Source organism: Nonomuraea purpurea (assembly GCF_042650645.1).
GTDB classification, from domain to species: Bacteria; Actinomycetota; Actinomycetes; order Streptosporangiales; family Streptosporangiaceae; genus Nonomuraea; species Nonomuraea purpurea.
Window position 1 is genome coordinate 115,787 of sequence record NZ_JBHSBI010000030.1, and the last position, 24,790, is coordinate 140,576.

Here is a 24,790-nt window from a genome sequence, read left to right on the forward strand (position 1 = left end):
TCAGCAGCCGGGGGTCGCGGGGAAAGTAGCGCAGAACGTCACGGGGTTCCCGTACTCCGCGCTCCTGATCACGCGTCCGTCGCGCCACTCGAAGTGGTAGACGTACACGTTGCGATACGGCTTCCCGTCGGCGGTGGTGAAGTCGCCGTCAGCCTGGACGAAGGACGACTTCCCGTCCTTGGAGACGGTCACCTTCTTGTTGACGAAATTGATCTTGCCGAACATCGCGAACGCGTTCTTCGCGTACCCGAGCACCTCGGCCTTGCCGGTGAAACGGGCGGCGTCCTCCTTCCTGCCGGAGAACGACAGCGGCAGCGTCATCGTGACGTCCGGGTCGAGCAGCGCGGACAGAGCGGTGAGGTTCTTGCGTTCGAGCGCCTCCATGAACGCCGCCGTCCGCCGCTCCGTGGCCCCTTGGCCGTCTGCGAAGGCGGGTGCGGCGGTGGCGAGGGTGAGCGCGGCGGCGACCAGAATGATCGGGGTCCTCATGTGAGCTCCAATCTCTTTTGAGACTCAGTCTCGTTCAAGACTGAGTCTCGCACACTACACTGGGTCGCATGGATCGTGGGCGCCAGGCTGAGAGTTCGCTCAGGGAGCGCAAGCAGCGGCGCGCCAGAGAGGCGATCATCGAGGCCGCCCACGGGCTGTTCGCCGAGCGCGGGTTCGAGGGCGTCACGGTCAGCGACATCGCAGAACGCGCCGAGGTCGGCCGGGCTACCTTCTTCCGCTACTTCGGCGACAAACAGGAGGTCGTCTTCGCCGACACGGGCGAGCTGCAGGAGGTGCTGGCCGAAGCCCTGGAGGTTCCCGGGTCAGGTCCGATCGGCGACTCGCTGCCCGCCGCGCTGGCGCTCGTCCGCGCGGTCGTCGTCTCCTACATGGCCCGGCTGACCGCCGACCCCGACGCCTACGCCCGCCACGAGCGACTGGTCGCCAGTCATCCCGAGTTGTGGGCGCGCAGCCTCACCAAGCAGCGCCAGTACGCCGAGGCGCTGCGCGACCTGCTGGCCGGCAAGGGTGCGAACGCCGAGACCGCCGCCTTGGGCGCGGAGATGGGGCTGGCCGCCTTCTATGCGGGCCGCGCCATCGCGGGCGACGACCCAGTCCTGCTGTCGTCGGCGGTGGAGTCGGTCTTCGACCGTCTCAGCTGAAATCTCCCGGAGAGGCCACTGCTTTCGCATGCCCCTGTAGTACGATCGCCATCGAAGTTTGACGAACATCGTACTTAAGGACGTGTGGCATGGCCAAGACAGTGCGCTTCCACGAGATCGGCGGCCCCGAGGTGATGCGGCTGGACGACCTGGAGACCGGCGAGCCCGGTACCGGCGAGGTACGCATCCGGGTGGAGGCGATCGGGCTGAACAGGGCAGAGGCGATGTTCCGCCGCGACCAGTACATCGAGCCCGTCAGGCGGCTGCCCGCCAGGCTCGGCACCGAGGCGGCGGGCGTGATCGAGGCGGTGGGGGAGGGGGTGACCGGGTTCGCGGCGGGGGAGCGGGTCAGCGTCGTGCCCGCCTTCTCGCAGAACGACTACGGCGTCTACGCCGAGCGGGCCATCGTGCCCTCGGCGGCGCTCGTGCGCCGTCCGGCGAACCTCGACGCGGTCTCCGGGGCGGCCGTGTGGATGCCGTTCATCACCGCCTACGGGGCGCTGGTGGAGGTCGGCGGGGCGCGGGCCGGGGACACGGTGGTCATGAACGCCGCCTCCAGCAGCGTCGGGCTGGCCGCGATCCAGACCGCCAACCGGATCGGTGCCACCCCCGTCGCCGTCACCCGCACCGCCGCCAAGAAGGACCGCCTCCTCAAGGAGGGCGCCGCCGAGGTGATCGTCTCAGAGGAGGAGGACGTCGCCGCCCGCGTGCTGGCCATCACCGGCGGCCGGGGCGCCGAGCACATCCTGGACGCCGTCGCAGGCCCCGGCGTCACCGACCTGGCCAGGGCAGTCGCCCCAGGCGGCACGCTGTTTTTGTATGGGCTCCTGAGCGGGCAGCCGACCCCGCATCCCGGAATGGAGCTGGGCATGCCCGCCCTCAACGTGCGCACCTTCACCCTCTTCGAGATCACCAAGGACGCCGCGCGGCTGCGAAGGGCCGAGGCGTTCGTCGGGTCGGGGCTGCGTACCGGGGCGTTCCAGCCGGTGGTCGACCGCACTTTCACGCTCGACGACATCGTGGCGGCACACCGGCACATGGAGTCCAACACCCAGTTCGGCAAGATCGTCGTCACCGTCGACCCGGTCGCTCAGGCGTAGTGGCGGTAGACGGCCTGGGCCACGCACGCGGGCTTGGCCGAGCCGTCGATCTCGACCGTGAAGTCCACGACCATCTGGACGCCGTCACCGGCCACGTCCTCGACCGAGACCACCGTGGCCGCCAGCCGGATCCGGCCGCCGACCTTGACCGGAGCGGGGAAGCGGACCCGGTTCAACCCGTAGTTGACGCTCATCCGCACGCCCCCGATCTCCAGCAACTCCGTGAACAGCGGGATGACCAGCGACAGGGTCAGGTAGCCGTGCGCGATCGTGCCGCCGAACGGCCCGCGCCCGGCCCGCTCCGGGTCGAGGTGGATCCACTGGTGGTCGCCGGTGACGTCGGCGAAGGCGTTGACGCGCTCCTGGCCGATCTCCAGCCAGGAGCTGTGCCCGAGGTCCGCGCCCGTGAGCGCCTTCAACTCGGCCAGGCCGGCGGCGGTGGTGGTCACGGCTGCTTCTCCTTGGGGGTGAGGCCGAGCAGGCGGGCGGCGTTGTCCTTGAGGATCTTGGGACGTACCTCGGGTTTGAGGTCGAGCGCGGCGAAGTCGGCCAACCAGCGGTCGGGGGAGATGACCGGGTAGTCGGAGCCGAACATGACCTTGTCCTGGAGCAGGCTGTTGGCGTAGCGGACGAGCTGGGGCGGGAAGTACTTCGGCGACCAGCCCGACAGGTCGATGTGCACCGTCGGCTTGTGGGTGGCGACGGCGAGCGCCTCGTCCTGCCAGGGGAACGACGGATGAGCCAGGATGATCTTCAGGTGCGGGAAGTCCACGGCCACGTCGTCGACCAGCATGGGGTCGGAGAACTTCAGGCGGATGCCGCCCCCGCCGGGGACTCCCGCGCCGATGCCGGTCTGGCCGGTGTGGAAGAGCGCGATCGCGCCCAGCTCCTCGATCACCTCGTACAGCGGATAGGCCATCGGGTCGTTGGGGGCGAACGCCTGGACGCTGGGGTGGAACTTGAAACCCCGCACCCCGTGGTCGGCGACCAGCCGGCGGGCCTCGCGCACCCCCGCCCCGCCCTTCCACGGATCGACACTGGCGAACGGGATGAGCACGTCGGCGTGCCGGGCGCAGGACTCGGCGATCTCCTCGTTGGAGATGCGCGGGTGGCCGGTGGCGTGCTCGGCGTCCACCGTGAACACCACCGCGGCCATCTTCCGCTCCCGGTAGTAGGCGGCCGTCTCCTCGATGGCCGGCCGCCCGTGCGAGCCGAAGTAACGCGCGGACGCGCCGTACAACTCGGGGCTGAGCGAGCCGTGGCCGTCGGCGGAGACCTCCACGTGAGTGTGGACGTCGATCGCGGTCAGCTCGTCGAAGGAGAGCGGCATGCCCATGGACAGCACCTCTCGGGAGCGGCGGATGATGCGAATGTAGGCAGATTCATCATGGTCGTCAAGATTCTGCCGACCTTTTACGCGGAGGCGCATTCGTGTGATGTTCACGCTGTGCACGCTCACGCGCCGGAGGCGGTGCCTAGGCTCCTGGCGACACACGATCAAGGAGGCCGTCCATGCGTCCCCTGTCCAGGCTTTTCCTGGTGACACTGACCTTCCTATCCGCAGCAGGACTGGCGGTGCCCGCGCACGGCCGCGCCGTCGCGACGGTGGAGCCACGGGTGGAGACCCCCGCGCTCTACGACGACGAGGCGGGCGGCAACGCCAACGGCGACGACCCCGCGATCTGGCTGCACCCGTCCGATTCCCGCCGCAGCGTGGTGATCACCACGGCCAAGGAGGGCGGGCTCTACACCTACGACCTCAAGGGCCGTCAGCTTCAGCACTTCCCCGCCCCGGCCGCCCCCGGGCCCGACGACGAGGTCGGACGCTTCAACAACGTCGACGTCGCCTACGGCTTCCACGGGCGCGACCTGGCGGTCGTCTCCGACCGCGGCCGGGACACGCTGCGCTTCTACTCCGTCTCCGGCGGCCGGCTCACCGACGTGACCGACCCGGCCGCGCCGTTCGTCTTCAACACCACCCAGCAGGAGGTCAACAACGCCGAGACCGCCTACGGGCTGGCCGTCTGGCAGGACGCGACCGGCACCTACGCCCTGGTCAGCCGCCGCCACAAGACCTCGGTCGGCCTCGTCGAACTGCTCGCCAAGCCCGGCGGCAAGATCGGCTACCGGGTGGTCAGGACGCTCGACCTGCCCGCCTCCTTCACCCTCCCCAACGGCCAGAACTGGACCCCGTGCCTGGAGCCCGGTGAGCAGGCCCAGGTCGAAGGCATGGTCGTGGACCAGGACACGGACGTGCTCTACGTGGCACAGGAAGACGTCGGCATCTGGCGCATGCGCGCCGACCTCACCGGCCCGCCCGTGCTGATCGACAAGGTCCGCGAGTACGGCGTGCCCGGCACGTACGACCCCGGCACCGAGGAGTGCGCGCCCGGCGCCGACCCCGGCTACGGCGGCCGGCGCCTGGCCGCGGACGCCGAGGGTCTGACCATCTACTACCGCGACGGCGGCAAGGGCTACCTGCTGGCCTCCAGCCAGGGCGACAACACCTTCGCCGTCTACCGCCGCGAAGGCGGCAACGCCTACCTCGGCCAGTTCAAGGTCGGCCAGGGGCGCGGCATCGACGGCGTCGAGCACAGTGACGGCGCGGCCGTGCTGAACGTCCCGGTGGGCGACTTCGACGAGGGCCTGTTCGTCGTGCACGACGGCGAGAACACCCCGGCCACGCCGGAGCGCGAGAACACCAACTTCAAGTACGCCGACTGGGGCGACCTCGCCGACGAACTCGACCTCGACGTCGACACCGACGGCTGGAACCCACGCCACGGCTGACACGGCAGGCGGCCTGCGGCGGGTCCACCGGCCCGATCGAGCCGATGGACTCGGTAAATTGGTGCGGTGCGCGATCATGCCGTGATCACCTCGTCGGCGGCCCGGGGCGACGGCCCGTTGTTCCTGCTCGCGGGCGCGCCGTGCGCGGGCAAGACGACCCTGCTGCCCCACCTGCTGCGGGCGGCCGACGGGCTGGTCGTGATGGAGATGGACGAACTCCTCGAAGAGGGCAAGCTGATCGGGGTGCCCATCGCCGAGCCGCAGGCCGCGCCCGTCTGGCCCGCTTACGACCGCATGTGGGGGCGCATCGTGACCATGGTGCGCCGCGCGGGACACCCCGTTCTGCTGCTCTGCCCGATCCCCGACCCCGGCGACCTCGCCCCGCCGGGGCGGTGGGGCGAGGCCCGATGGGCGCTGCTCGACTGCCCCGACGACGAACGTGAGCGCCGACTGGCCGAGCGCGAGCAGGCGGCCGACTGGGCCGAGGAGGCCATGGCGGACGCCGTCCACGGCCGCGCGCTGATCTCCACCGTGTTCCACAACGGAAGCGAGGACCTCGCAGGACTGGCCGCGCGAATCGTCGCCTGGACGCGTTCGGGAGACTGCTACGGTGTGCCGACCGGCAGCTGAGAGGAGCTCGCCGGTCCGCCACATGACGGATGGATGGTGCTCACGCATGCGCTGGGGACCTGTGCCGCTGGATGTCCTGCTCGCCGCCGGAGGTCTCGCGCTGTCGGTGCTCACCACCTGGGGCATCTGGCACACCGGCGCCCAGCCCGCCGCCGTCACCGGGCTGTTCGCGGTGGTGGGCGGGCTGTCGCTCGGCGTCGCCAGACGGCTTCCCCACCTGGTCGTCGTCTTCCTGGGCGCGCTGCTGGTCGCCGCGGACACGTTCCTGAGCGCGGCGGTCGACACGTACCTGATCCTCACGCTGGTCGCGATCGGGATCTCCGCCACGCGCGTCACCTCATCGGCCTGGACGGCCGCCGTCTACCTGGGCGGCTGCCTGCTGATCGCGTCCGTCGTCATCGAGTCGCCCGGCAGGGTCACCCTGTTCCGCGTCATGGTCATCATGACGCTGGTGGCCCTGCCCATCGTGATCGGCCGCTACCTCGGGGCGCGGCGCGCCACCGAGGAGGCCGAACGGCTGCGTGCCGAGGAACTCGCCCGCGCCGCCGTGGCGCGGGCGCGCGCCGACCACGCCGCGGAACGCGAGCACATCGTGCGCGACGTGCACGACATTGTGGCCCGCCACATCGGCGCCATGGTGCTGCGCGCCGGCGCCGCCCGGCACACCGCGCCCGACGGGCCCATCGGCAACGCGCTCACCGACATCAGGGAGACCGGCCACCAGGTGCTGCAGGACCTGCGCGACCTGCTCCACGACCCGCACGGCCGCCCCGACCCGGCCGAGGCGGTACGCGAGTGCGCCGACCGCATGTCCGCGGCCGGGCTCCTGATCGACCTCGACCTCGACCCGGCCACCGGCTCGGCGCCGCGCGGCACGCGTGCCTCCGCCGCCCGCATCGTCCAGGAGGGGCTGACGAACGTGCTCAAACACGCGGGCCCCGGCACCCGCGTCCGCGTCCGCGTCGCCCGCTCCGGCGACGGACTCGACGTGCGGATCCACAACGAGCCCCCGCCCACCGCCGGCGAGCGGCTGCCTGCCTCCGGACACGGGCTGGCCGGCATGCGCGAACGCGTCCACACCCACGGCGGCACCCTGACCGCCGGACCCGACGGCGCGGGCGGCTGGCTCCTCACCGCTCACCTCCCCGGCGACGACCAGCCGAACTGACCGCGTCCCAGGGGCTCAGCTCGCGGTCCGGCCCGTCGCGACTGTCAGGCCGCGGATCTCGTAGCCGCCGATCTCGTCCTTGAGGCTCACTCTCGGCGTCCCCGTCATCCGGACGCCGCCGTCCAGCGCCAGGAGGCGGGTGAGGAAGATGTCGGTCTCCAGGATCGCGATGCCCGCCCCCGGGCATCGGTGCGGGCCGTCGCCGAAGGACAGCGCCGCCTCCACCGGACGGCCTGGGCACACGGTCAGCGGCCCGTCGCCCACGGCCTCGGCGTCGGCGTTGGCCGCATCGACGAACACGTCGATCAGCGCTCCCTCGGGCACCGTGACCGGCCCGTTGCGGCCGGGCAGTTCGAGCGCGGCCGTCGTGCGCCGCCGCAGCCGCGCCACCGCGGGTTCCAGCCGGACGAGCTCGCGCAGCACGGCCAGCCGCTCGGGCTCGTCCGCCCTCTGGTAGCGCTCCATCAGCTCCTCGTCGGTGAACAGGTGCCAGGCGGCCACGCAGATGAACTCCCGCGTGGTGACCATCCCGGCCGCGGAGAACGTCAGGCATTCCCCGAGGATCTCGGCCGCCGAGCAGCCCTCGGCGAGCAGGTGCGAGATGAGGTCGTCGCGGGGCTCGCGGCGGCGGGCGCGGACCGCCGGGCGGACGTCGGCGAGGTGGAAGCGCAGCCAGTTGGTGTTCAGGCGAAACAGCCAGTAGATCCCCCGCACGCTGGTCAGCCCGGGTCTGCCGAACTTCTCGGGAAAGAACCGCTCCAGCCTGCCCCGGATCCCGGGCCTGCTCTCGGTCAGGCCGATGACCTCGCAGACCACGCCGATCGCCATGTTGAAGCTCAGGTCCGACAGCTCGGCCTCGCCCGCCGCGCGCAGCTTCGCGAGCTGCTCGTCGGCGAGGTCGGCCATCAGGTCGCGATACCGCTCGTCCACGCGGCGGGGTGTTAAGAAGCGCGCGGTCTGCCGCCGGTGCTCGCGGTGCTCGGGCCCGTCGCGGTAGAGGACGGGGCGGCGGACCTTGGGGGGCAGCTTCTCCACGGTCTCGATGCCGAGCCCCGCCTGGACGGTACGGTCGCTGCGCAGCAACGCCCTGGCCTGCGCGTATCCGCGAATCTGCCAGGTCCCGTCGGCGGCGCGGTCCACCGGGCAGGTCCCCGGCGGGTGTCCCCGCTCGATCTTGCGCGCGTTGCCGTTCACGTGGAATGTCCCCCTGTCTGCGAAAGCCGGTCCTGATGCGATCGTGCGGCCTGGCGGCGCGTAAGGCCAGGGGCCGCCCGAACTTTAGGATGGGGGAGTGGACGACCCGCAGGAGCCGCGCTGGCTGACCGAGGAGGAGAGGCGGAGCTGGATGGCGCTGGTCAGCGTGCTGATCAGGCTCCCGGCGGCGCTCGACGGCCAGTTGCAGCGCGACGCCGGCATCAGCCACTTCGAGTACCAGGTGATGGCGGGGCTGTCGATGTCGCCCGGCCACACCATGCGGATGAGCGAGCTGGCCGACCTCTCCGACGGGTCGCTGTCGCGGCTGTCCCACGTGGTCAAGCGGCTTGAGCGGCGCGGCTGGGTGCGCCGCACGCCCGACCCGGGCGACGGCCGCTACACCCTGGCCATCCTCACCGAGGAGGGCTGGAAGAAGGTGGTCGAGACCGCCCCCGGGCACGTGGAGACGGTCCGCCGCTTCGTCTTCGACCCGCTCACCAAGGGGCAGACGCGCCACCTGGGCGACATCGGCGACCGCATCACCCGCGCCATCGACCCCGAGGGGCCCTGCCTCGGCTAGACCCTTGATCCGTGCCGCAAACATGTCGGTGGCGAACGATAGATCTCGGGTGTGCTTCGGTCGCACAGGTCACCATCGGCCCCAGCCGGATCGGGGACATCGCCCGCGCCGCCTTCGCACTCAACGCGATCTGGAAATGATCAGCACTGGGAAGACGTCACCGCCTGACTCCTATGCTGCCCGTCGGCTTCGCCGCGTCAATCTGCACCGGGGTAAGCGGCGGTGCGCCACCAGTTGCCGGCTTCAAGATGTTCGATCAACCGGGAGTCGGTGACCACCACGTCGTAATCGGCCCCCACGCGTATCTCCTCGCAGTGGACCAGGGCTGCGGCGGATTCAGGGGACATCTCGTTGAACGGCCCTTCATCCTCCCGGGGAAATCCTCTGCCACTTTCAAACAGCCGTGCTTTGGCCTTCGCCGTGAAGGGGTAGTTGCGCGTCGCAGTCCGCTCCACACTCTCGACGAAGTCGTCATCCACCCCGTCGTCCTCGTCAAGAAGAAGGTCCAGTATGGCCTCATCATCTTCCAGGTCGCGGAGGAAGAATTTCGCATCGTTGGGCAGCGGGCTGTCCCATACGTCCGGGTTAATGGCAGTCACCCGCAGTTGTATGCGGCGGCGTGGTGGATCGACCGCCAGCACCCGCACCGCGTAGAGATCGGTCATGGAGGCTATTCTCTGCGTGGACACCCGCACCTTCAACAGCCTCAGACGCAGCCTCCGCGCCCAGCGACGGACTCGACATACGGATCCACAGCGAACCCCCGCCCACCGCCGGCGAGCGGCTGCCTGCCTCCGGGCACGGGCGGGCGAGATGAGAGCCCCCGACACACCCAGGGCCAGGGGCTCCGTTCACCCGCGCCATCAACCCCGGCGAGCCCGGCCTCGGCTGACCGCCCCGCCCGCTTCGAGCGGGGCAGCCAGCGGTCGTCAGGTGAGGTCGTCGGCAGGATCGCGGAAAGCGCAGGTGAAGACGTGCTCGCCCGGACCCACCTGGACAGGCCGGTCCGGTTCGGCGGGTAGGTAGACGTCGGCGGTTGTCCCTTGCGGGACGAGCACCCGAAGCTCCAAAGACCCCCCGCGACGCTCCCAGCGGACCTCGGCCCGCCCGTACGGTGTGACGTGCGCGGCCCCTGCCCTGCTCAGGCCGCCGCCGGGCCGGGGGCGGACGAGCAGTTTGCGGTAGCCGGGAGCGCCGGGGGCCAGCCCGGCGACCGTGCGGTGCATCCAGTCGGCGACCGCCCCCAGCGCGTAGTGGTTGAAGGAGGTCATCTCGCCGGGGTTGACCGAGCCGTCCGGCAGCAGGCTGTCCCAGCGTTCCCAGATGGTGGTGGCCCCCATGGTGACCGCGTACAGCCAGGACGGGCACTCGGTCTGCAGCAGGAGCCGGTAGGCGTCGTCCCAGGCGCCGGCGTCGGTGAGGGCGTCGCAGATGATCGGGGTGCCGACGAAGCCGGTCCCGATGCGGTGGCCGTTCGCGCGGACGAGCTCCACCAGCCGCCGCCCTGCCTCCGCGCGGCGGCCGGCGTCCTGGATGAGGCCGAAGCGCAGGGCGAGCGCGTAGGCGGACTGGGAGTCGCTGGTCATCGTGCCGTCGGGGGACACGTACGCGGCCTCGAACGCCGCCCGCACCTGCCCGGCGAGCTGCCGGTAGTGGCGGTCGTCGTCCGTGCGGCCCAGGAGCGCGGCGGTCTCGGCCAGCAGCCCGGCGGAGTAGGCCAGGTACGCGGTGGCGACCAGGGCGGGTTCCGTACGCGCCTCGAAGGGCCGATCCGGCGGGGCGGTCGGGTCGAGCCAGTCGCCGAACTGGAACCCCTCGTCCCACAGGCGGCTCTCCCCGGCCAGCCCGGCGATCTGGTCCACCCACGCCTTCATGCTCGGGTACTGGGCGCGCAGCAGGTCGAGGTCGCCATAGCGCTGGTGGAGCGTCCACGGCACGACGACCGCTGCATCGCCCCACGCGGCGGCGGGCTCTGCGGGGTAGCGCAGGTTCACCCAGGGCACGTAGTGCGGCACGGTGCCCAGTTCTGAGTGCTCGGCGGCCAGGTCGGCCAGCCAGGAACCGAGCATGCCGGCACTGCCGTACAGGAAGCTCGCGGTCGGGGCGAAGACCTGGATGTCGCCCGTCCAGCCGAGCCGCTCGTCGCGCTGCGGGCAGTCGGTGGGCACGTCCACGACGTTGCCGCGCATGCTCCACACCACGTTCTCGTGCAGCCGGTTGAGCGCCGGGTCGGAGCAGTCGAACCAGCCGGCGCGTTCCATGTCGGTGTGGCAGACGACGGCCTCGACGGCGTTCGGGTCGAGGTCGCCCGGCCAGCCGTCGACCTGGGCGTAGCGGAAGCCGTGCGTGGTGAAGCGCGGCTCCCACTCCTCGGGACGGTCGTCGCCGCGCAGGGTGTACCGGTCGACGGCGGCGGCGTGGCGCAGCGGGCGCAGGGAAAGCGCGCCGTCCTCCAGCACCTCGGCGTGCCGCAGCGTCACGACGTGGCCGGCCGGCCCCTGGACGCGGATGCGCAGGCGGCCGACGAGGTTCTGGCCGAAGTCCAGGATGGTCTCGCCGTCGGGGCCCTTGAGCACGGCCGAGGGGGACAGGCTCTCCTGGCGGCGTACCGGCGGCCCGGTGGGGGCGACGAGCCTGGCCGGGGCGTGATCGAGCACGTCGGCGGGCAGCCAGCCGCCGTCGTCGAAGCCGGCCCGCGACCAGCCCGGCGGTTCGCGGCGGGCGTCGTGGTTCTCGCCGTCGTACAGGCTCGCGGCGGTGACGGGGCCGGCGGCGCAGCGCCACTGCCCGTCGGTGACGATCACGTCGGTGCCGCCGTCGGCGTAGGTGATCTCCAGTTGGGCGATGAGGGCGGGACGGTCGCCGTACACGCCGGTCCTGCCGCCGCCGAAGCCGATCCGGCCCCGGTACCAGCCGTCGGCCAGCGTGGCGCCGATGGCGTTGGGGCCCTGCGCCAGCAGGTCGGTGACGTCGTGGGTGCGGTAACGCAGGCGGTGGTGGTAGCTGCTCCAGCCGGGGGCGAGCACGTCGTCGCCGACGACCCGGCCGTTGATCTGGGCCTCGTACGTGCCGTGCGCGGTGAGGTACAGGCGGGCTCTGGCCACGGGGCCGCGCGCGGTGAACTCGCGGCGCAGCAGCAGGGCCGGGCCGTCGGGCGGGCCGAGCAGTTCAGGCGGCGGCGCGGCGGCCCGCGCCCGCCAGTCGGCCGGCTCCAGCAGTCCGGTCTCCGCCCACGACCAGTCGCTCCATTCTGAGACCGAGCCGTCGCGGCCGTGCGCGCGGACCAGCGCCGCCCGGCGTTCGCGTGAGCCCAGCGGCGAGCCCGGCCAGGCGACGAGGACGGACTGGTCCGACTCGATCACGCCGGTGGCGGTGCCGTCGTCGAGTTCGATCTCGTAGCCCCGCTGGGCCCAGCCGGGGAGGTCGGTGGTCACGGTCCAGGACAGGCGCGGGGCGGGCTCGCCGATGCCGAGCGGGTCGCGGTGGTGCTCGAAAGTGAGCGCGGTGACGTGCGGCAAGGTACTCCTTAGCCCTTGATGGCGCCGGCGGTCATCCCGGCGACGATCTTGCGGTTGAAGAAGACGAACATCAGCAGCGGCGGGATCGTGATGAGCACGATGTCCATGAACAGCAGGTTCCACTGGGTGTTGTACTGGCTTTGGAAGTTGTAGAGGGTGACCTGGACGGTGGCGTTGTCGTCGCCGGGCAGGAAGTACAGCGGGTTGACGAAGTCGTTGAAGACCGACACCGCGCTGGTCAGGATCACGGTGATGGTGACGGGCCGCAGCAGCGGGAAGACGACCTGGAAGAACAGCCGCAGGCCGCCGCAGCCGTCGATCATCGCGGCCTCGTCCAGTTCGCGCGGGATGGCCGCGATGAACGCCTTGAACAGCAGCATCGCGAACGACAGGTTGAAGGCCACTTCGATCAGGACGAGCCCCGGCATGGTCTTGAACAGGCCGAGGGCCTGTAGCAGCCAGATCGTCGGCACGATCGCGGGCGGGATGATCAGCCCCGACAACACCAGGAAGTCGGCGACCCTGGCGACCCTGCCGGGGCGGCGCTGCAGGACGAAGGCGGCCATCGCGGCGAAGACCACGATCAGCGCGACGGACGCGACCGTCAGGATCGTGGAGTTCACGTACGCGCGCAGCAGCACGTAGTCGCGCGCTTCGACGACGCGCACGAAGTTCTCCACGACGGGCCAGTTGGCGGGCCAGGCGAAGTCCAGGTCCAGGGACTGGACCTCGTCCTTGACCGCGGTCAGCAGCATGAACGAGAACGGCACCAGGAAGATCACGGTGGCCAGCACGAGCGCGACCGTCTCCGCGCCGAACCTCTTGAGCGCTCTCATACGGCGACCTGCCTCTTGCCGAGGAAGTGGTTGAGGGGGACGACGACGGCGGTGACGACGAGGAACAGCAGCACGTTGCCCGCCGTCGACAGGCCGAAGAAGCCGGCCTGGTACTGCTTGTAGATGATCGAGGCGATGGTGTCGCTGGTGAAACCGGGGCCGCCGCGGGTCATCGTCCAGATGAGGTCGAACGAGCGCAGCCCGCCGATGAACGACAGGAGGATCACCGAGTAGGTGGCCGGCCAGCTCAGCGGCAGTGTGACGTGCCTGAAGCGGTGCCAGGCGGTGCCGCCGTCCACCGACACGGCCTGGTAGTAGTCGCGCGGGATCGACATGATGCCGGCGATGTAGATCACGGTGGCCAGGCCGACGCCCTTCCACACGTCGACCAGCGCGACCGAGAGCAGGGCGGTGGCGGCGTCGCCGAGCCAGTCGCGGCCGTCGACGCCCACCACGGCCAGCGCCTTGTTGACCAGGCCCGTGTCGGGCCGCAGCAGCGCGCTGAAGGTGAAGCCGACCGCGACCGTGGAGACCAGCACCGGGAAGAACACGACCGAGCGCAGGAAGAAGCGCAGGCGCAGCTTCGAGGTCAGCAGCACGCCGAGCAGCAGCCCGAGGACCACTTTGAGGCCGCTGGTGACGACCGCGTAGAAGATCGTGTTCTGGAAGCCGATGCGCAGGTTCTGCTCGGACAGGAAGTCGCGGAAGTTCTGCAGGCCGACGAAGGTGCTGTCGAACAGGGTCCAGCGGGTCAGCGCGAAGTAGAACGCCATCACCGTCGGCACCAGGAAGATCACCAGGTAGACGACAGCGGCCGGCAGGTAGAGCGCGTAGGGGTAGGCCGAGCGCCGTTTCGTCGCGCGGGCGCGCCGCCGCCGGTCGGGCCCGGGCTCCGTGCGCGGTCTGGCCCGTTGTTCGGTCACCATCCCGCGAGCCCCAACTGCTTGGCCTGCTTTTCGACGTCCTTGTCGTACTGGGCGGCGCCCTCGGCGGGCGCGGTGAGCCCCGAGCCGACCGCGACCGTGATCTGCTCCAGCGACGGGCCCTTGACCGGCGAGACGAACTCCAGCGCGGGCGCGGTGGCGCCCTTGTCGATGTAGGCCTGCAGGTCCTTGGCGACCTGGATCGCGTCGTCGGGCAGCTTGGCGCCCTGGATCCGGTACGGCCCGGCCGGCTGGACGGCCTTGCTCACCGCGTCGGCGGCGGCCGGCGAGGCGACGAAGGCCAGGAACTTCTTGGCCGCGTCCAGGTTCTCGGTGGTCTTGGGGACGTAGAGGGCGGCGGGCTCCCAGATCGTGGCGCCGTTCCTGGCCGGGTCGGATCCGGGGACGCCGAAGAAGCCGACGTCGGTGGCGGCCTGCGGCATGGTGGCGACCAGCGGCGGCAGTTGGGCGCTGAGCATCGGGTAGTGGGCGCCCTTGCCCTCGATCAGCATCTTCATGCCCTGGTCGGCGGTGGCCGTGCCGAAGCCCTCGTTGAGCAGGCCCTTGGCGTGCACCTCTGCCAGGTGGTCGAAGCCCGCCCTGGCGGCCGGCGTGGTGGCGAACTTGACCTTGTTGGCCGTGTAGTCCCGCGCGAAGGCGGGCACCGCGGCCTGCACGTTGTAGTAGTCGCCCAGCACGAAGAGCTGTGAGGTCCAGGTGTCCTTGAACGTCGAGATCACCGGCGTGATCCCGGCCGCCTTGACCTTGTCGTTGTTGGCCATGAACTCGGCCCACGTCTTGGGCACCTGGAGGCCGAGCTTGTCGTAGACCCTGCGGTTGTACAGGATGCCGCCGCCCATGGCGGTACTCGCGGGCACGCCGTAGACCTTGCCGCCCTGCGTCACGACCGGCAGGAAGTCCTTCTGGACGCCTGCCAGCACCGGGTCGCCGGTCAGGTCGACCATGGTCTGGGCGGGGTTGAGGGCTTGGAGCAGCGAGCCGGAGTTGTACCAGAACACATCCGACATGTCGCCCGTGGACAGCCGGGTCTTGACGATGTTGTCGCCCTCGCTGCCGCCGGGACGGGTCTCGGTATCGATCTTGATGGTGGGGTTGGCCCGCATGAACGAGTCCGCGAGCGCCTTGGCTGTGTCCAGGGTCGCCTGGCTGTTGTCCACGAGGAACGACAGGGTCACCGAGCCGTCGGCGGCGGACTGCGAGCCGGAGCCACATGAGGTCAGGGCTGCCGTCGCGAGAACGGCCAGCGCGGTCCCGAGCGTGCGGTGAGAGGTCTTCACAACGCCCCTCCGGGTTCGTTTGAAACGTTTTAACGCCCCCCGATGCAAGTTAACGTAGGCGTTACCCGATGGAGTCGTCAAGAGGTTGACCTGGAGAACGGTCCTCACCATCGCCCACGCTCCGCCCATGCCCCACATGAAGTTCGGGGCTGAAAATGGAGAACGTTACCCACACGGGCAGGCGTGTCGGCCTGCTTTCTGGGCCGCAGCGCCGCAGCCGAAGTGGCGAAATGCCCCGACTCCCAGGCCGGCTCGATCACGGCCTGGGAGTCGGGGCATCGGAGAGGGGCCGGAGGTAGTGGCTCAGCGGCCCTTCCCCCAGCCCACGCGCAGGAGCCGGACCCTGGCTCCCGCGCGTTCAGGCGTGGACGCCGGTCTCCTTGGCGGTCCGCTCGATGGCCGCCAGCTCCTCGTCGGTGAAGTCGAGGCGATCGACGGCCGCCACGTTGGCCTCCAACTGCTCGGGGCTGGAGGCGCCGACGAGCACCGAGGTGATGCGCGGGTCGCGCAGCGCCCAGGCCAGGGCGAGTTGGGCCACGCTCTGGCCGCGGGCCTCAGCGATCTCGGCCAGCGCCCGCACGAACGTCAGCACCTGCGGCGTCACCCGGTCGGGGGTCAGGAAGCGGCCCTCGGCGGCCCTGGAGTCGTCGGGGATGCCGTTCAGGTAGCGGTCGGTCAGCAGGCCCTGCGCCAGCGGCGAGTAGACCACGCAGCCGACGCCGTGCTGTTCGAGCACGTCCAGCAGTTCGTCCTCGATCCGCCGGTTGAGCAGCGAGTAGGACGGCTGGTGCACCAGCAGCGGCGTGCCGAGGTCGCGCAGCATGCCGGCGGCCCGCGCCGTGTTCTCGGGAGAGAAGTTGGAGACCCCGACGTAGAGCGTGCGGCCGGTGCGCACCATGTAGTCGAGCGTGGCGACCTGCTCTTCCAGCGGGGTGTCCGCGTCCTCCCTGTGCAGGTAGAAGATGTCGACGTTGTCGAGGCCGAGCCGGGCCAGCGAGCGGTCGAGGGTGGCCAGCAGGTGCTTGCGCGAGTTGCCCTTGCCGTAGGGGCCGTCCCACATGGGGTTGCTGCCCTTGGTGGTGACCACGACCTCGTCACGCAGCGACGGCGACAGCAGGCGGCTGAACGTGGCCTCCGCGGCGCCGAACGGCGGCCCGTAACGGTCGGCGATGTCGAAGTGGGTGATGCCCAGGTCGAGCGCCTTGTGGAAGATGGCGCGCTGGCTGTCGAGGGACTTGCCCCCGCCGAAGTTGTGCCACAGGCCGAGCGACACGGCGGGGAGGAGGAGACCGCTGCGGCCGCACCTTCTGTACGGCTGACGTTCGTAGTCCAAAATTACCTTCCTGCGATACCGGTCAGAGTGACGCCCCGGATGAACGTCTTCTGTGCCAGGAAAAAGATGATCAAAATGGGCAGCATCGACACTAGCGCGACGGCCATCATCTGGTTGTACTGGGTGACATACTGCCCGCTGAACATGCCCAGCCCCTGCGCCAGCGTGATCTTCTCCATCGAGCGCAGGTAGATGGAGTTCTCCAGATACTGGTTCCAGTTGCCCACGAAGGAGAACAGGCAGATCGCGGCGATGGCCGGCTTGGCCAGCGGCAGCATGACGCTCCACAGGATGCGCAGCTCGGAGGCCCCGTCGATGCGGGCGGCGTCGATGAGCTCCTGCGGGATCGTGGTGAAGAACTGGCGGAGCAGGAAGATGTACATGGCCACGCCGAAGAACTCCGGCACGACCAGCGGCAGGTAGGTGTCGACCCAGCCGAGCTCGGAGAACATCACGAACTTGGGCACCAGCGTGATCTCGCGCGGGATCATCATGGTCGCCATCAGCGCCGCGAACATGAAGCCCGCCGCCCGCGCCCGCATCCTGGCGAAGGCGTAGGCGGGCAGCACGCACGAGATGAGGTTGCCGGCCATGGACAGCGCGGTGATCACGATGGTGTTCAGCAGGAACTGGGTGAACGGCAGCGAGCCCGTCCAGCCCTTGACGTAGTTGTCCCAGTTGAAGGAGTCAGGAAACCACTGGGGCGGGAAGGCCAGGTTCTCCGCGTCGGATTTGAGCGAGGTCGTGAGCATCCACAGGAACGGCAGCAGGAACACCGCCGAGCTGATGATCAGCAGGATGTAGGCCCCGGAACGCCTGATCTGTCTGACCCGCTCGGCCTGCGCGGAGGTCATGGGCGTGCCCGGCGGCCTGGTGCGGGCCGGCTTGGCCGCGGTCTCGAGGAGCATCGGCTGACCTCACTTGAACTCGTAGTGCACCCAGCGCCTGGCCAGGCTGAACTGAATCGCCGTCACGGCGATGACCAGCACGAACATGGCCCACGACAGCGTGGCCGCGTACCCCATGTCGAAGTAGACGAAGGCGTGCCGGTAGATGTAGAGCCCCAGCACCATCGTGGCGTTGCCGGGGCCGCCGTCGGTCATGACGAGGATGAGCACGTAGCTCTGCAGCGCGGCGATGAATCCCGTCACCACGTTGAAGAAGATGACCGGCGACATCATCGGCACCGTCACGCTCCAGAACCTGCGCCACCATCCCGCGCCGTCGATCTCGGCCGCCTCGTAGAGCGTCTTCGGGATGCCCTGCAGCCCGGCCAGGTAGATGACGATCGTGTTGCCCGCGCCCCACACGCTCATCAGCACCAGCCCGGGGATGGCCCACTCCTGGGAGGCCAGCCAGCCGGGGCCCTGGATGCCGACCGTGGCCAGCACCTTGTTGATCAGCCCGTAGTCGGGGTGCAGGATGTTCAGCCACAGCAGCGCGGTGGCCAGGCCCGAGACCACCGACGGCAGGTACATGACGGTGCGGAACAGGCCCTGGAAGCGCAGCGGCTGGTTGAGCAGCAGCGCCAGCAGGAACGTGAACGTCACGCCGAGCGCCACCGCGCCCAGTCCGTACTGGACGGTGTTCCCGACCGCCTCCCAGAACTCGGGGTCGCCGAACATGCGCTCGTAGTTGCTGAACCCCACCCACTTCGGCGACTGGAGCAGGTTCCAGTCCATGAAGCTGAGGACCATGGCGGCCACGATGGGCCCGGCGCTGAAGAGCACGAACCCGATCAACCACGGCGAGACGAACAGGTGGAAGCGCCGTGCCTCGCGACGGGCCAGAGGGCTGCGGGCGCTAACCGCGGTCATGCGACCTCCTTCGTCGGCCTCATGATTCCTTGCTCACTGATGACCTCGACAAGCTCGGTCATGCGACCTTGTTCTCGGCCAGGATGGGCGTGACCTTGGCGGCGATCTCCGCCAGCGCGTCGTCCAGGCTGATCTTGCCGAGCATCGCCCGTTCCCAGACGGGTTTGGCCGTGTCGACCACCTTCTTGTTGGCCGGCAGTCGCAGCACGCCGTCGTCGGCGGCGTAGTCGGCCATGACCTCCTTGACCAGCTCCGCGGTCTCGGGGGGCAGGCCCATCGCCTTGGCGTTGAACTCCCAGGCGGACTGCCGCGCCGGCGCGGAGATCTGGCGGAACTTGTAGCCGGAGGCCGACAGGAACTCGTTGATGTAGATCCAGGCGGCGTCCTTGTTCTGCGACGACGCCGGGATCACCAGGGCGCTGCCCACGGCCGAGGTGAAGCGGCCCTGCGGGCCCTTGGGGACGTGCGTGACGCCCCACTTGAACGCGTCCTGCTTGGACAGCTCCAGCATCAGCCAGGCACCGTTGATCATCATGGCCGCGTGACCCGTCTTGAACGGGTCCACCTTCTCCAGCAACTGCAGTTCGGCCAGGCTCGGCACCACCTTGTCCTTCAGCAGCAGGTCGAGCCAGAGCCCCAGGGCCTGTTTGGCCTGCGGCTCGTTGACCATCACCTTGGACTCGGCGGCGTCGAGGAACCGGCCGCCGAACGGCTTGAGGTATATCGCGCTCACGTCGTTCTCCAGCTTCGGCATCGGGGAGAAGCCGTAGATCTTCCCCGCGCCCGACCCGCTGGTCATCTTCCTGGCCGTCTCGAAGAGCTTGTCGAAGGTCCAGCTCTCGTCCGGGTAGTCGAGCCCGGCCTTGTCGAACAGGTCCTTGTTGAAGAAGAGCAGCTTGGGCGCCATGTCGGTGGGCAGACCGTACAGGCCGCCGTCGCGCTTGAAGTAGCCGAGCCCTGACTGCGGAATGTCAGCCATGTCGAAGTCGGGCGTCTTGGCGATGAAGTCGTCCAGCGGCGCCAGGACCTTGTTGGCGATGAGGTTCTGCGTCCAGGAGTAGTGGTTGTAGAGCACGTCGGGCAGGGTGCCGCCGGCCGCCTGGGCCATGTACTTGGTCAGGAAGTCGTCGAACGGCGCCGCCTCGCGCTTGACCTCGATGTTCGGGTGGCGCTTTTTGAAGAAGTAGTCGAACTGCGCGTTGCGGACCTCGGTGACGGCGTCCGTGGTCATCGCCAGCGTGATCACGACCTTGGACGCCGGGTCGGGCACGTTCGTCTTGGGCCAGGTCAGCGAGTTGTTGAGCTGCTCGGCCGCCTCGAACGGCCAGGCTTCGCTGCCCGGCCGGTTCGGGTCGATGACCTGCGCGCCGGACTTGACCGGCTCCGCGGCCTGCTTCTGCTGGCGGGTGTCCCCGCAGGCGGACAGCGCGGGCACGGCCGCGGCCGCCACCGCCAGGGCCAGCATCTGCCGACGGTTCATCTCCATGGGGGTGGGCCTTTCACGGGAAGAGCTCGATCGCCGGCACCGCCACGTCCGGGCGCCGCACCGGGAGCTGCAGGGTCGAAGTGCCGGGCGGCAGCGCCCCCGGCGTGGTGGTGCCGCTGTCCACGGCCGGGTCGGGGATCAGGGCACGGGAACGCCGGTCGGCCGCGCCCTTGTCATCGGGGGAGAAGCCTGGCCACATGGTGTCGATTCGGCCATAGCGGGTAAGCAGCTCTTCAACCTGGCTGTGCAAATGGGACTGATTTATCTCGATATTTCGGTCATCGCGGGGCACGCCCTCGACGAGGGCGTCTGGGCGGTGGCGCCAATCGATCGGCGAGTGGAGCCCCCAGCCGCCGAACAAACCGGAGCGCTGCTCGCGCAACTCTGCCAATCGGACGGTAGAGATCGGATGAATCGACGGGTCTGGTTGTGATCCCCGGCACATGGCCGTACCGTAGACCCGGTAATTAACTTCGTCAAGAATTGAATCGAAAGCCGCTTCAACCTAGGCTCTAGCCCACTGTGAGGAGAATCGGGCCGACCCGTGCGGCGGTTCGGCCGGGAGACACGACGCGATCGACTCCTCCTATCTCTTTCCTTCTGGAGGGCATGTGCCGAACTGGACGCTCAGCGACGAGGACCTGGAGGCGACCCTCGCCCTGTCCGAGGCGGGCGAGCTGACGCTGGAGGTCCGGCGCGCCGGGCAGGTCGTGCTGGAGCCGTCCAGACTGGGCCTGCGCACGGCCCACGCCGACCTGAGCGCGGGGCTGGAGTTCGCCGGCCTGTCCGAGCGGCGGATCGAGGAGTCCTACCTGACGGTGACCGGCAAGCGGCGCGAGCACCGGTACGCGGCCGGCGAGTGGACGTTGTCGTTCACCAAGGCGGACCACCGCATCGACCTGCAGGTACGGGTCGGAGGACACGGCGTGGCCTACCGGTACTCGGTCCCGTGGACGGGCCCCGTCACCGTGACGGAGGAGATCTCGGAGTACGTGGTGCCGGGCAGCGCCCGCGCGGTGCTGCTCCCGTACGAGAACGGCCGCTGCGACTACGAGGAGATCCACAAGCACAGCACGGTCGCCGACGCGGAACCCATCCTGTACGGCTACCCCTCCCTGTTCCAGACCGGTGCCGACTGGCTGCTGATCACCGAGTCGGACCTGGACAGCGGCTACGCCGGCTCCCGCCTGCGCTTCGACGGCCGCGCCTTCGGGCTCGACCTGCCCGACCCGTACGTGACCTCGGCCAGCCCCATCGTCACCCCGTGGCGCACGATGATCGTCGGCGACCTGGCCACGATCGTGGCCAGCGACCTGATCACCAGCCTCGCGGCGCCCTCCAAGGTCGAGGACACCTCCTGGATCAAGCCGGGGGCCGCGGCCTGGTCGTGGTGGTCCGACGGGCCCTCCACCCGTGACCTGGACGCCCAGAAGCGCTGGGTCGACTTCGCCGCCGCCAACGGCTGGCCGTACCTGCTGGCCGACGCCGGCTGGAACAAGGAGTGGATGCCCGAGCTCATCGCCTACGCCCGCGACCGGGGCGTCGGCGTCTGGCTCTGGTCGCACTGGCAGCACGTCGACACCGAGCTGGAGCACCGCCAGAAGCTCGCGCTCTGGAAGGAGTGGGGCGCGGTCGGCGTCAAGATCGACTTCACCGAGTCCGACGGCCAGGACCGGATGCGCTGGTTCGACTCCATCCTGGCCGCCACCGCCCGCCTGCGGCTCATGGTCGTCTTCCACGGCGGCACGATCCCGCGCGGCACCGAGCGGACCTGGCCGCAGTTCATGACCGCCGAGGCCGTCAAGGGCGCGGAGTGGATCAAGCCCAAGCCCGGCAAGCAGCCGCTCTACCAGCCTGAGCACTACCTGTCTTTGGCCTTCACCCGCAACGTGCAGGGCCCGATGGACTTCACGCCGTGCACGTTCACCGGCGTGCGCACGATCACGGCCGGCTTCGAGCTCGCCCTGTCGGTGATCTTCGAGTCGGGCGTGCAGCACTTCGCCGACGGCATCGAGGCCTACGAGGCCAGGCCGGAGGCGCTGCGGCTGCTGTCCGCCGTCCCGACCGCGTGGGACGACACAGTGCTGCTGTCCGGCGACCCCGCCGACCACATCCTGCTGGCCAGGAGGAACGGCGGCGAGTGGTACGTCGGTGCGGGCGTCGCGGGCGAGGCCCGCACGCTCACCGTGCCGCTCGACTTCCTCGACGAGGGGGAGTGGGCGGCCGAGATCTACCGGGACGCCCCAGGCGACCGGATCCTCGCCGAGACGGTCACCGTCTCGGCCGGGGGCAAGCTCGACCTCGCCGTCCCCCCCAACGGCGGGTTCACGCTTCACCTCAGAAAAGAGGAGTCATGATCAAGCGAATGAGCGGAGTCTTAGCCGCGCTGGCCCTCACGGCCACCGCCCTGCCGGCCGCCCCCGCATCGGCGGCGGCCTGGACGCTGCGCTGGAACCCGGCACCGTCGGACGACAGCGTCTCCGAGGCGTTCGAGGGCATCGAGGACGACCGCGCCGACTCCCACTCCGGCGCCACGCACATCTACGTCTCCGGCGACGCCTACCGCTTCGACATGCACACCCAGGATCGCGACGGCGACGACCGGCAGCGCAACGAGGTCAAGGGCATGCGCACGAGCGGCAGCTCGTACCTGAAGATCCTGGAGAACCAGACCTGGCGGATCAGCTACCAGATGTACATCCCCACGTCGCTGGACGCCACGAGCAGCTTCACCCACATCGCGCAGATGAAGGTGCCCGGCTCAGGCGCGCCCCTCTACACGATGTCGCTGCCGATCTCCGGCGGCACCCCCAAGATCAACGTCCGTTACTGGGACGAGGCCGAGCAGACCCACGAGGTCGGCAACACCAACCTCACCCCGATCCAGGGCAAATGGGTGAACACCACCTTCGAGTTCAAGGCCTCCGACAACGGCTACCTGCGCTGGACCCTCAAGGACGGCTCCACCACGCTCGTCGACAAGCGCATGGACGGCACCGACCTGTGGCGGGGCGACGACGAGTACCTGCGTCCCAAGTGGGGCATCTACCGCAGCATCAACAGCTCAGGGCTGCAGAACACCTACCTGCTGATCCGTAACCTGCAGGCCCACCAGCTCACCGGCGCCAGTGCCCCCGACCTGGATCCGGTGACGCCGTAATGAGAACGCACGGCCTGCGCCTGGCGGGCGCGTTGTCGATGATCGCGCTGACCCTCGCCCTCGCCCCGCCGGCGCAGGCCGGACCTGCGGGGACGAGCCCGCAGGAGAGCGCGCAAGCTCGCTGGGAGAAACGCTGGAGTCCGAGCCCGCGGCGCGACGGCGTCAACGCCTTCGAGGCGCTGGAGGACGACCGGCGCGGCTCCCACCCCGAGGGCCAGCCCCACGTGTACGTCGCGGGCGACGCCTGGCGGTTCGACGCCCACCTGGAGGACCGCGACGGCTCCGACCGCATGCGCAACGAGGTACGCGGCATGCGCACTGCCGACGGCCGTCCGCTGGAGATCCGCAAGGACGAGACCTGGCGGCTGACGTACCAGATGTACATCCCCGACACCCTCGACGCGACCACGAGCTTCACCCACATCTGGCAGCTCAAGAACTCCGACGTCGGCACCCCGGTCGCGCAGATCTCGCTGCCGGTCGTGAACGGCGTGCAGAAGATCGCGGCCCGCTACTGGACGCTGGAGGACAACAAGTCCCACGACTTCGCCACGGCCGACCTCGAACCCATCCAGAACAAGTGGGTCACCACCACGATCGAGTTCAAGTCCGGCGACGCCGGCTACATGCGCTGGGTGCTCCAGGACGGGCGGCGCACGATCGTCGATGAGAAGGTCGAGGGCATCGACCTGTGGTGGACCGAGGAGCAGTACAACCGGCCCAAGTGGGGCATCTACCGCAGCATCAAGAGCGCGGGACTGCAGGAGACGTACCTGCTGGTCAAGGACCTGCGGGCGGAGCAGCTCGGGCCCGCGACGCCGCCGGTGAAGCTGCCGCCGCCGGACCGTAGCGCCGGGGCGTACGAGGCCGAGCGGGTCGGGAACGTCTGGGAGGGCGCGGCCGAGCCGGCGTACTGCGCCGTCTGCTCGGGCGGGCGGAAGGTGATCCTGATCGGCGGCAACATCTACGACTACGCCGTGATCAAGGGCGTGCTGGCGGAGACCGCCGGGCCTCGCCCGATGACCGTGCACGCGCTGGTGGACGGGACGCAGGAGTTCTCGGTCAGCGTCAACGGCGGCGACGCGATCCGGGTGCCGATGACCGGCTCCAAAGACAAGGTGACGACCACGACCGTGCCGGTGGACCTGGTGGCGGGCGTCAACACGATCCGCTTCTACAGCCACACCGCGCGCTCACCCGAGCTCGACAAGATCGTCATTGGACAGGGGTCATGAAAGCCGATCTCAGCAGGCGCGCCCTGCTCGCCGCGGGCGGCGGGTTGCTCGCAGAACCGCGGTTGGTTTCTCTGGGCTATCGATCGCTACGATAGGTAATCGTGTGGTAATGTTCGGTCACAACCGGGTGCCCGACTGGCGCCCGGTCCCCGCCCCCATTGGTGTCCGCACCAACGGGACAGCGTCCGGCGGGGCGGTGGCCCAAGAGCCGCACTCCATCCAGGAATGCGAAGTCAGGCCCCGACAACGCGGCTCTCACCCATGGTCCGCCCGGCTCACCGGACGGACGCGGCGCCGGCTTCCACCGGATCGCTACCTGGCCTCGGCTGGCATGCGACGAGGCTACGCTGGTGTCCGTTTTACTCAGGTAAACATAGAGTGCCGAAGACGCTCATCGTCCAGAAGCCGCCGACCGCCCAGAACTACGCGATCGGCTGCCGCGGCACGATCACAGGCGACGGGCCGTTCCAGCAGCCCGCAGGCTACATCGAGGGCGCGAACCAGCCGGGCCTGTTCCCGCCCTCGCTCTACCAGGCCCAGCTGGCCGACCGGCTCAAGCACCGGCCGTAGC

Annotated in this window: 24 protein-coding genes; 10 read left to right on the forward strand and 14 right to left on the reverse strand. The window is 69.5% G+C overall.

Annotated features, from left to right (window positions below; translation table 11 throughout):
• Nucleotides 1-489 (reverse strand): nuclear transport factor 2 family protein, encoded by a 489-nt coding sequence (locus tag ACFOY2_RS42010; protein WP_379533714.1) that lies wholly within the window; start codon nucleotides 487-489, stop codon nucleotides 1-3.
• Nucleotides 490-557: 68 nt separating this feature from the next.
• Here ACFOY2_RS42010 and ACFOY2_RS42015 point away from each other — a divergent pair, with 68 nt between their 5' ends.
• Together ACFOY2_RS42015 and ACFOY2_RS42020 are read left to right on the forward strand one after the other, a co-directional pair.
• Nucleotides 558-1,151: a TetR/AcrR family transcriptional regulator gene (locus tag ACFOY2_RS42015; protein ID WP_379533715.1), complete on the forward strand. Its 594-nt coding sequence runs from the start codon at nucleotides 558-560 to the stop codon at nucleotides 1,149-1,151.
• A gap of 89 nt (nucleotides 1,152-1,240) precedes the next feature.
• Nucleotides 1,241-2,251, forward strand: a complete 1,011-nt coding sequence (locus ACFOY2_RS42020) for a zinc-dependent alcohol dehydrogenase family protein (RefSeq protein WP_379533716.1) — start codon at nucleotides 1,241-1,243, stop codon at nucleotides 2,249-2,251.
• Here the strand turns inward: ACFOY2_RS42020 and ACFOY2_RS42025 are convergent.
• Nucleotides 2,242-2,700 carry a MaoC family dehydratase gene (locus ACFOY2_RS42025; protein WP_379533717.1) on the reverse strand — a complete coding sequence of 153 codons (459 nt, stop codon included), beginning with the start codon at nucleotides 2,698-2,700 and terminating at the stop codon, nucleotides 2,242-2,244. The genes ACFOY2_RS42020 and ACFOY2_RS42025 overlap by 10 nt on opposite strands.
• Entirely contained in the window at nucleotides 2,697-3,587 is an 891-nt protein-coding gene (locus tag ACFOY2_RS42030; protein WP_379533718.1) for an amidohydrolase family protein, read from the reverse strand. The genes ACFOY2_RS42025 and ACFOY2_RS42030 overlap by 4 nt, the downstream gene beginning before the upstream one ends.
• 176 nt (nucleotides 3,588-3,763) lie before the next feature.
• Between ACFOY2_RS42030 and ACFOY2_RS42035 the strand changes: the two genes are divergently transcribed.
• The 3 genes from ACFOY2_RS42035 to ACFOY2_RS42045 all read left to right on the forward strand — a co-directional run bounded on the left by ACFOY2_RS42035 (nucleotide 3,764) and on the right by ACFOY2_RS42045 (nucleotide 6,839).
• Complete coding sequence (locus ACFOY2_RS42035) at nucleotides 3,764-5,041, forward strand: phytase (protein WP_379533719.1); 1,278 nt, start codon at nucleotides 3,764-3,766, stop codon at nucleotides 5,039-5,041.
• Nucleotides 5,042-5,107: 66 nt separating this feature from the next.
• Nucleotides 5,108-5,671, forward strand: a complete 564-nt coding sequence (locus ACFOY2_RS42040; protein ID WP_379533720.1) for a hypothetical protein — start codon at nucleotides 5,108-5,110, stop codon at nucleotides 5,669-5,671.
• A gap of 46 nt (nucleotides 5,672-5,717) precedes the next feature.
• Nucleotides 5,718-6,839, forward strand: a complete 1,122-nt coding sequence (locus ACFOY2_RS42045; RefSeq protein WP_379533721.1) for a sensor histidine kinase — start codon at nucleotides 5,718-5,720, stop codon at nucleotides 6,837-6,839.
• Between the two features lie 15 nt (nucleotides 6,840-6,854).
• On the opposite strand, the gene ACFOY2_RS42050 is transcribed toward ACFOY2_RS42045, so the two are convergent.
• A complete protein-coding gene (locus ACFOY2_RS42050; protein WP_379533722.1) occupies nucleotides 6,855-8,033 on the reverse strand; it encodes a cytochrome P450 in 1,179 nt (392 codons plus the stop codon).
• A gap of 97 nt (nucleotides 8,034-8,130) precedes the next feature.
• Here ACFOY2_RS42050 and ACFOY2_RS42055 point away from each other — a divergent pair, with 97 nt between their 5' ends.
• Entirely contained in the window at nucleotides 8,131-8,613 is a 483-nt protein-coding gene (locus ACFOY2_RS42055; RefSeq protein WP_379533723.1) for a MarR family winged helix-turn-helix transcriptional regulator, read from the forward strand.
• Nucleotides 8,614-8,810: 197 nt separating this feature from the next.
• On the opposite strand, the gene ACFOY2_RS42060 is transcribed toward ACFOY2_RS42055, so the two are convergent.
• From ACFOY2_RS42060 to ACFOY2_RS42105, 10 genes are all read right to left on the reverse strand, one after another.
• On the reverse strand, nucleotides 8,811-9,278 hold the full coding sequence (locus tag ACFOY2_RS42060) for a hypothetical protein (RefSeq protein WP_379533724.1): 468 nt from the start codon (nucleotides 9,276-9,278) through the stop codon (nucleotides 8,811-8,813).
• 264 nt (nucleotides 9,279-9,542) lie between these two features.
• Complete coding sequence (locus ACFOY2_RS42065; RefSeq protein WP_379533725.1) at nucleotides 9,543-12,131, reverse strand: family 78 glycoside hydrolase catalytic domain; 2,589 nt, start codon at nucleotides 12,129-12,131, stop codon at nucleotides 9,543-9,545.
• 8 nt (nucleotides 12,132-12,139) lie between these two features.
• Entirely contained in the window at nucleotides 12,140-12,967 is an 828-nt protein-coding gene (locus ACFOY2_RS42070) for a carbohydrate ABC transporter permease (RefSeq protein WP_379533726.1), read from the reverse strand.
• Nucleotides 12,964-13,893, reverse strand: coding sequence for a carbohydrate ABC transporter permease (locus tag ACFOY2_RS42075; protein WP_379533727.1), 930 nt, complete (start codon nucleotides 13,891-13,893; stop codon nucleotides 12,964-12,966). The genes ACFOY2_RS42070 and ACFOY2_RS42075 overlap by 4 nt, the downstream gene beginning before the upstream one ends.
• On the reverse strand, nucleotides 13,887-15,188 hold the full coding sequence (locus ACFOY2_RS42080; protein WP_379533728.1) for an ABC transporter substrate-binding protein: 1,302 nt from the start codon (nucleotides 15,186-15,188) through the stop codon (nucleotides 13,887-13,889). The genes ACFOY2_RS42075 and ACFOY2_RS42080 overlap by 7 nt, the downstream gene beginning before the upstream one ends.
• Before the next feature lie 358 nt (nucleotides 15,189-15,546).
• Nucleotides 15,547-16,521 (reverse strand): aldo/keto reductase, encoded by a 975-nt coding sequence (locus ACFOY2_RS42085; RefSeq protein ID WP_379533729.1) that lies wholly within the window; start codon nucleotides 16,519-16,521, stop codon nucleotides 15,547-15,549.
• Nucleotides 16,522-16,523: 2 nt separating this feature from the next.
• The gene (locus tag ACFOY2_RS42090; protein ID WP_379533730.1) at nucleotides 16,524-17,429 is read right to left on the reverse strand and encodes a carbohydrate ABC transporter permease; all 906 of its coding nucleotides are present in this window, start codon (nucleotides 17,427-17,429) and stop codon (nucleotides 16,524-16,526) included.
• Between the two features lie 9 nt (nucleotides 17,430-17,438).
• Complete coding sequence (locus tag ACFOY2_RS42095; RefSeq protein ID WP_379533731.1) at nucleotides 17,439-18,338, reverse strand: carbohydrate ABC transporter permease; 900 nt, start codon at nucleotides 18,336-18,338, stop codon at nucleotides 17,439-17,441.
• A 58-nt stretch (nucleotides 18,339-18,396) separates the two neighbouring features.
• Nucleotides 18,397-19,818 (reverse strand): ABC transporter substrate-binding protein, encoded by a 1,422-nt coding sequence (locus tag ACFOY2_RS42100; RefSeq protein ID WP_379533732.1) that lies wholly within the window; start codon nucleotides 19,816-19,818, stop codon nucleotides 18,397-18,399.
• Nucleotides 19,819-19,837: 19 nt separating this feature from the next.
• Nucleotides 19,838-20,206 (reverse strand): hypothetical protein, encoded by a 369-nt coding sequence (locus ACFOY2_RS42105; protein ID WP_379533733.1) that lies wholly within the window; start codon nucleotides 20,204-20,206, stop codon nucleotides 19,838-19,840.
• Nucleotides 20,207-20,435: 229 nt separating this feature from the next.
• Between ACFOY2_RS42105 and ACFOY2_RS42110 the strand changes: the two genes are divergently transcribed.
• The 4 genes from ACFOY2_RS42110 (at nucleotide 20,436) to ACFOY2_RS42125 (ending at nucleotide 24,789) form a co-directional block, all read left to right on the forward strand.
• Nucleotides 20,436-22,181 (forward strand): glycoside hydrolase family 97 protein, encoded by a 1,746-nt coding sequence (locus tag ACFOY2_RS42110; RefSeq protein WP_379533734.1) that lies wholly within the window; start codon nucleotides 20,436-20,438, stop codon nucleotides 22,179-22,181.
• Nucleotides 22,182-22,189: 8 nt separating this feature from the next.
• A complete protein-coding gene (locus ACFOY2_RS42115; protein WP_379533735.1) occupies nucleotides 22,190-22,984 on the forward strand; it encodes a hypothetical protein in 795 nt (264 codons plus the stop codon).
• Nucleotides 22,984-24,219 (forward strand): hypothetical protein, encoded by a 1,236-nt coding sequence (locus tag ACFOY2_RS42120; protein ID WP_379533736.1) that lies wholly within the window; start codon nucleotides 22,984-22,986, stop codon nucleotides 24,217-24,219. Before ACFOY2_RS42115 ends, ACFOY2_RS42120 begins: the two co-directional genes overlap by 1 nt.
• A 378-nt stretch (nucleotides 24,220-24,597) precedes the next feature.
• The gene (locus tag ACFOY2_RS42125; RefSeq protein WP_379533737.1) at nucleotides 24,598-24,789 is read left to right on the forward strand and encodes a hypothetical protein; all 192 of its coding nucleotides are present in this window, start codon (nucleotides 24,598-24,600) and stop codon (nucleotides 24,787-24,789) included.
• Nucleotide 24,790 lies beyond the last annotated feature (1 nt).